The sequence below is a fragment of the Chryseobacterium endophyticum genome (assembly GCF_056333165.1).
Window position 1 is genome coordinate 1 of the sequence record NZ_JBWGXE010000017.1, and the last position, 7,255, is coordinate 7,255.

Here is a 7,255-nt window from a genome sequence, read left to right on the forward strand (position 1 = left end):
GGGAAAGTTGTTGGCTAAAAACGGTGGAAGCGGAGTTTTTTGTAAAAACGAAGCGTAGGAAAGCATTTTACATAATCTCAAATTATAGGCAATGAGGGATTTGCCAGGAACGAAGCTTCAGCGGAGTGGAAGGCAACGTTTAGCGTTGGGTTTGCGTATAATTTTGATTATGTAATTTGCTGTGGCATTAAAGAGTTGGAAAAGCTTCGGACAAGCGTCGGGGAAAATGTCTTTTTTATTCGGAGGGCGGGATATTTAATTCAAAATGCAAGCGGATGGAACTGATTAATCGCGGTTTGTAACGCATTAATTCCGGTTTCTTTGTATTTCTCGGTTGTATCTGCGTGTTTGTGTCCTGCAAAATATTGTACTTTTCTCAGGTTTTCGCCCTGATCTAATTTCAGTTTTATTACGCTTTGTCTGATTTTCACGCTCGTTATTTTCTTTATAAAACCTTTCTGATAAGTTGATACAAGATAATTGATGTCGTCTTTTGTAATTGCTGAACCGAGTTTATTCAGTAGAAAAAAAGAAGTTTTTTGCCTTTCTAATTTTATTCTTTCTTCTTGTAAATATTGATAAAACAATAGGATTTGTTCAGCTTTTAAATTCAATATTCGTTCATTGGTGATTCCGGTTTTCTGAACTTTTATTTTTGCATTTTGTAAATCTAAATCCTCGATTCTTAATTTCTCAATATCTCCGACCAATAACGCTTGATTAACAAGTAAACTCATTACGATTTGATTCCTTTTTTCTAATATCGGATAACGTTCTTCTCTTGGTTCTAAAAGCTGTTGTAATTCCTTTTCTGTGAGCAGTTCCTGTAATTGTATCGGGTTTTCCTTGCCGTCTTTTATCTTGATATTGGTTGCAATATTGATTTTTACTTTTCCTGTTTTTACTAAATAATCATAGTATTTTTTGATTGCATAAACAGTTCTTTTTACACTTTGTGGATTGTAGTTTTTCCTTAGCAATTCTACATATTCCATTAAGTTTTGATAGCTGAGTTTCTCAGGATTTTTATAATGCTTTTTAAACTTTTCTATTTCGTAGAGATAGTTTTTTACAGTTCCTTCAGATAATTCATTTTGCAGATAATTTTCCAGTTCCATAATTGATTCTTGTATAGATTTGGGTTGTTCCTAAATATTCGTGTCCTAAAAAATCCCTCACTTTTTCCAGTTCCATTCCTTGCTCTAATAACTGCGTTGCAATGGTATGTCGCAAACAATGCAAGGTAAATCCTTCGTTTTCCAATCCTGTTTTCCGGAGTAATTTTCTAAATTCTTCGTAAGGGTTTTGGGTGATCAGTTTTTCCTCCTGGTTCCGAGCTTTGGTTTCTAAAAATTTCTCAAGATCTTTTTTAACCTGTTTGGTAAATGGAATAACTCTTCTTTTCTTGCCTTTTCCTTTTCTAATGTAGAGTAAATTATTTTCTAAATCAATGTCTTTTAATAATAGGTTGACAGCCTCTGTCCTTCGTAGTCCGCACGCATAACACAGGTGTAATATAATTGCTTGCAGCTTACTGCTTTTAGCATACAGCTTTTTTATTTCTTCGTCTGTAAATACTTTTCTTTGCTCGGATTTCGGAGCTTTTATTTTCAGTTGATAAGGACTGATTTTTATCGTCCCGGTTCTTTGCAGATAGTCGAAGTAAAGCTTGATGGATAATAGGATTCCTGCAATATAACTTTCACTAAATAGTTTTTTTGTTCTCTTTCCTTTTACCGTTTTTATATGCTGATAATAGTTTAAAATATCTTCGGATTTTATTTCTGTATTCTCTTTTTTGATGAACTCTAAAAACACTCTGATTTGTCTTGGATAAGTATTGATAACGGTTTTGCAATACCCTAAATTCTGTAATTCTTTTCTAAATTGTAAGATCGTTTCATTCATTTGTTATTAAGTATGATGGTTTTGCTTACTCAATATTTTAAATTTTGGGTCGCCAGAGTAATTTTAAATTATAAATTATAGATTTTAAATGAGTTACGCTGTCGTAGCTTTATTTTCTTGTGAACCAATGGCGATTCGTGGTGAACCAAACTTATTTTTTATTGGTCTTAAGCTCCTTAATCTGCTTCAATAAATAGTCTTTTATTTCTGCTCTAAGCTTCTGATAATTATCCCAATAACTTACTTTGTAACGGATTCCTGTATTATTAAATCCTCCAACCTGCTTAATATATTCTAACTCTAAAAGTGTATTGATATATCGCTGTAACTGCGTTTTTGATAGATTAAATTCCTGTCTTATTTCTCTTTGCATAAAATCTTTTTCAGCACTTTTTATAAACTTCTTCAGCTTCTCAAAAAACTGTCTCAGACTTCCGTCCAGCTCGTCAACTTTCAAAACGATACTTTCAAACAATACTTCTGTAGCCTGTTCTATATCTTCGATTTCTGTAATGAGATAACCGTTTTTAACTTCTCTTTGGAACTGATTAATAAAAGTAACCTGCTTTATTACCGCTTGATACATTTCGTTTAATCTCCTTATTTTATGAACCTTCTCAGGTAGCTGTAATTTTGTAGCAAACGGATTTATAACCTCGTAATGCTTTAAATTTCTAACCAATTTTTGTACAAAACCAATTGCTTTTTCCTGTTCGTTTCTGTCGATTTCTCCTGCATTTCTGCGGTTCTGATACTCGATAATTCTTTGCGTTTGTTCTTTGCTTTCATCAACTGCCAATAAAAAACTTCGGCTCATATTGTCCTCGTAGGTTTCGCCTTTTGTCGTTGCAGATAAACTGCTGAACTGACCTTTTACGATTTTGTGAGAAGATTTATTGTTTCCCTTTTTATCTTTTATGGTTACCGAACTTCTCAGAACCTGGTTCGATATAAATTCTCTCAACGCATACAGTGCATCTTCTTTTAATCCGTCCAGATCTTCAATGATAATGATCTTTTGGAATAAATCGAACTCGCCCCAATTGTACAAACTTGATTCTGTAATTCTTGTAAATCTCAGTACGTCTTCCTGTGGCATTAAATCCGCAATTCTGCTGATAATATGGGTTTTCCCACTTCCCGAACTTCCTTGTACAATTCCGTGTAATGGGTTCTTATTTAGATAACTGATAATGATTAAAAACAATAGTAATCTGCTGTTTTCTTCGCCAATTATTCCCGCTTTTTCAATTAATTGATTCAGGTTCTGAAGTAAATTTTTCTGCTCCAAAAAGTCTATAGGATTTCCCACAGATTGCACAGATTTTCGCAGATTTTTTTCTTCAGTAAATTTTATTTTTTCTTTTTCAACTGAAAGAAAAATATCTTTTCTTTTCTCCAAAAGTTCCGTAAATATTTCCTCATTGTGAAGCTGTAGCGTTTCGTTTACATCATTGTTCGGAAGTTCAACCGTTGTAATTTTAACATTGTTACATTGTTCCATTAATAGATTGCTACATTTGGCGACAGCCATTTTTCCTGCATCGTCCTGGTCAAAACAAAAGATAATTTCTTCAAGTTCCGGAAGTTCCTTTATAGCCTGTAAAATTTCTTCATTTAATCCATTCGTTCCAAAACAGCTTCTCAGACTGTAATTATCTCTGATTTCTTTTATCTGGAGTAAACTTGCACAATCAATTATAGCTTCTGTTAATATCAGTTTTTTAGTTTCTTTTTTCGGATAGTTTGGATAAATTCCGGAACGATTCTTTAAGTAAAAATGTTTACCGTTTTTGTTCTCTACAATTGCTCTAAAATAAAAGCTTACGATTTCTCCGGATTTATTTTTCAGTGGAAAAACAATACATTTATTCGCAAAAATACTGTAGCCTTTTTCGCCTGTTCTATTGTTAATTAATCCTTTGTCTAACAATAAACCAACTTCTAAAGCATTGCTGATTAATTCTTCGCTTTTCCTTTCTCCGTGATGGAACTGACCGGAGTTATAGCCAATTTCTAAAATGGAGTTGTCAAGATTTCTCTTTTCTATATATTGTTTTGCAGGATTGGAACAGTACAAAGCTTTTCTAAAATAGCTAAATGTATTTTCTAAAAAGTCTTTATTGGTTGTCGGTTGATGGTTTTTGATTGTTGGATCCTCAATGCTAATTACTAATTTCTCATTACTAATTAAAAAGCTTTCTGCTTTCTTGATTGCTTCGTGTTTTGATATTTTCTCGTAATCTTCTATAAATTGGATAACATCGCCTGTTTTTCCGCAAGAATGACATTTGTAAAAGTTCTTTTCCAGATTGACCTGTAAGCTTGCTGTTTTGTCTTCGTGCATAAAACATTTGAGCATATTGTTTTTTGGCTTTAATTGGTAATGTTGTAGAACTTCGGATAATTGTAAACGTTCTTTGATTGCGGAGATTTCCATAGAATAAAAATATTTTAAAATTTTTACGTTCTCATATTTGTCCCAAAAGTAACAATTACGAGAATACAAAACAGGTCTTATTTGAGATTTATATTTTTATCCTACTCTTATTTGTCTTAAATTCGCATTTATAAGATGTTTAATTGTTTAAAATCTCACTTATGACTATTGCAGAGCGTATAAGATTATACAGACAACAAAATGGACTTTCACAAGCTGAACTTGCAGAAAAGTCTCAGGTGAATAATAAAAGTCTTTCTCGTTATGAACTAGGAAGCAGTATTCCGCCTGCAGATGCGCTTAAAAATATTGCCGATGCTTTGGGGATTTCTAGTGATGCTTTACTGAACGATGAAACAGTTTCTATTAAAGACATCGAACTTCTGAAAAAATTTGAAGTAATACAGGATATGAACGAAGAAGACAAAGCTCTCGTTACAAGATTTCTTGACCTTACCATTAGAGATTATAAAGCTAAAAAAGCTTACTCGTAGAAAAATGCCAAGCTATAAAACACAAAACCCACCGGAAGTGCGATGGGTTTTCTTTATTTACCCGCTCAAAGTCACAGACTTTGCGCAGCGGGATGTTCTTCTGGAAAAAAATATTGTTTCTAAAATTCTCGACATCCAAAAACTAAAAGAGAACGACAGACAACACGTCTTCGCTCTCCTGGATGCCTTCCTTAAGCAAACTAAATTGCAAAGCATTATGTAAAATAAAACCCCACCGCAATGCGGTGGGGTTTTATTATATGCTATTTGGTATTCTTACTTATGTAAAGTGTATTTTTATCTTTATTCCAACAAAGATTATCCTTATTAGAATCATACCAAAATTTCCAGTTCTTTAAATCTTTATTTGTAGGTTTAAATTTACCCAAATAATTACCATCAGATTTGGACTCTATAGATGTTATAATCTCAACTTTATTAATAGATGAAGATAGCTTGTCCAACTTAACGTCTTTACCATTAAGATATGATTCTATAAACTGCAACTCATCTTTAAAAATATCTCTTGCAATCTTATTATTACAGTTTTGTGCCATACAGGATGATGTACAAACAACTAATAATCCTAATATTGATATTCTAATTTTATTTTTCATCAGTTCGAACTACTTTTTCTACGTTATTATTATTGATAGTAATGCTAGCCTTTACTGTTTCTGTACCTTTGGTATGAAGTGTATCTGCATTACCTGACAAAGTTCCATCAGCATTTTGTGTAATATTGGTAGAAGAAGCCATCCCTGATTGTCTTTCATATCCTGTTATGGATTTTTCTGAATCTATACCATCTTGATGTGCAGAAGGATACGCTTCTCCATTTAGTTGCTTTTCTTGTTGTTCTTTTATTTCATGCCCAAGAGTTGAATATTGATTTACAGCTTTTCCCGTACCAAAAGCTTCAATATCAGCAATATCAATTTTCTCCAAAGCATAACTTCCAATTAAAACATCCTTAGAACCACTCTCAACCCCAATGCTTATTTTTCCTTCTGCTTTAACAGCATCTTTCATAACTCCATACATGCCCTTTTGTTCAGAAGTTAATTTAGAAAGTTGTTTATCATTTAAAGATTTTATACTTACATTTCCATTTTTATCAACTTTTACGACATTCATCCCTATACCTTTGTTAGCAACAGATACAGTTCTATCAACATTCTTTTTATCTCCTGTAAGGACTAATTCCCTTCCATCAGGATCAATGTATATTAATGGATTATTAGCAACATAAGTATAAGGGGATATTCTTCTCATTTTCTCCGCCAACGGATCTACCACTCCCCATCTCCCAATATCCGGCATATACATTCTTGCCCCGTAATCATACATTCCGGTCTCCTGCAACTCCTTTCCATTGTACTTATACTGATAAGCATTTCCACTTGTAGCCGTATAATTATGCAATAATCCAAACGGATAATAATTATTTACTTCTACTATTTCACCTGGTCTCCAGTCATCCAGACAGAATTTACCTGTACAATTGCTCGCATTATACCTTCTTGGTTGAATAGTCCCATCGTTGTTTGTATCTGTATAGCTTAACCTGATATTGCCTAAATGATCCGTATAGTGGTATACATACTTGTTCAGTAAAGCATCATAATAGCCTTCGGCTGTCGGAATAATTCTCAACTTCAATACCGGAACTTCATTAGGATCCGGGTGAAAAGTCCCTTCTCCGTTCCAAGATTCCACCTGGTAAGTAGATTTATACTGAAAACCATCCAGATAATTCGTTTCTATATCTCCAAAAAGCTTTTTCACCTTCGTTCCGTCTGCTCTGTATATATAATCCGTTACCTTGGTATTCTGGCTAATTTTTTTAGGTAAATTTAAATAATTATATTGAATAGAAGAAATGCCTTTGTCCACAAATGCAGTCATATTGCCATTACCTGTAGCAAGACCATTATCATATTGTATTTCATTGGGCACAGCAATATAAGGATAGCCTTTACTGTTTCCGATCTGCTCTTCGGTTACTTTAGTCAGCCTGTTTCCGGTATAATCATATTTAAGGTTGTCGATCATCATGGCTGTGGTACTTCCGGCTACAAGGCCTTCCGATCTTTTCAGTCTGGTAATGTTTCCATTGAGATCATACTCCAGCTTTTCAAAATATTCTCTGGCTGTTTCACTTCCCGCTTTCTGGTAGAATCCCGCCGTAAGCCTGTTAAGTGCATCATAAGAATAGCCATATCTTTTTAATGGTTCATTTTGTTCTGTTGCTGTTTTCCATGATACCTCAGCAATATTCCCGTTGTATTTTGCTTTTATAATCTGATCTGGAAAATCGGAATTCGGAATGGACAGTCCCTCCACCTGATTGTATTTAATCTCATACCCAAAGAGTTTGCTGCCTAAATTCTTCGGATCATTAATCTTGGTC

7 protein-coding genes are annotated in these 7,255 nt (G+C 33.6%); 2 read left to right on the plus strand and 5 right to left on the minus strand.

Features of this window, described 5'->3' with window-relative positions; all coding sequences use genetic code 11:
- Window positions 1–260: 260 nt before the first annotated feature.
- From AC0N32_RS19560 to AC0N32_RS19570, 3 genes are all read right to left on the minus strand, one after another.
- On the minus strand, window positions 261–1,118 hold the full coding sequence (locus tag AC0N32_RS19560; protein ID WP_476395512.1) for a tyrosine-type recombinase/integrase: 858 nt from the start codon (window positions 1,116–1,118) through the stop codon (window positions 261–263).
- Window positions 1,090–1,908 (minus strand): tyrosine-type recombinase/integrase, encoded by an 819-nt coding sequence (locus tag AC0N32_RS19565; RefSeq protein WP_476395513.1) that lies wholly within the window; start codon window positions 1,906–1,908, stop codon window positions 1,090–1,092. Before AC0N32_RS19565 ends, AC0N32_RS19560 begins: the two co-directional genes overlap by 29 nt.
- Before the next feature lie 151 nt (window positions 1,909–2,059).
- Window positions 2,060–4,348, minus strand: a complete 2,289-nt coding sequence (locus AC0N32_RS19570; protein WP_476395514.1) for a CHC2 zinc finger domain-containing protein — start codon at window positions 4,346–4,348, stop codon at window positions 2,060–2,062.
- Between the two features lie 161 nt (window positions 4,349–4,509).
- Here AC0N32_RS19570 and AC0N32_RS19575 point away from each other — a divergent pair, with 161 nt between their 5' ends.
- Together AC0N32_RS19575 and AC0N32_RS19580 are read left to right on the plus strand one after the other, a co-directional pair.
- Window positions 4,510–4,842, plus strand: a complete 333-nt coding sequence (locus tag AC0N32_RS19575) for a helix-turn-helix domain-containing protein (protein ID WP_476395515.1) — start codon at window positions 4,510–4,512, stop codon at window positions 4,840–4,842.
- Window positions 4,843–4,846: 4 nt separating this feature from the next.
- On the plus strand, window positions 4,847–5,065 hold the full coding sequence (locus AC0N32_RS19580) for a hypothetical protein (protein ID WP_476395516.1): 219 nt from the start codon (window positions 4,847–4,849) through the stop codon (window positions 5,063–5,065).
- 40 nt (window positions 5,066–5,105) lie between these two features.
- Here the strand turns inward: AC0N32_RS19580 and AC0N32_RS19585 are convergent, their stop codons facing one another.
- On the minus strand, window positions 5,106–5,459 hold the full coding sequence (locus AC0N32_RS19585) for a hypothetical protein (protein ID WP_476395517.1): 354 nt from the start codon (window positions 5,457–5,459) through the stop codon (window positions 5,106–5,108).
- A partial coding sequence (locus AC0N32_RS19590; protein WP_476395518.1) for an RHS repeat domain-containing protein occupies window positions 5,449–7,255 on the minus strand: 1,807 nt, incomplete at its 5' end. The genes AC0N32_RS19585 and AC0N32_RS19590, both read right to left, overlap by 11 nt.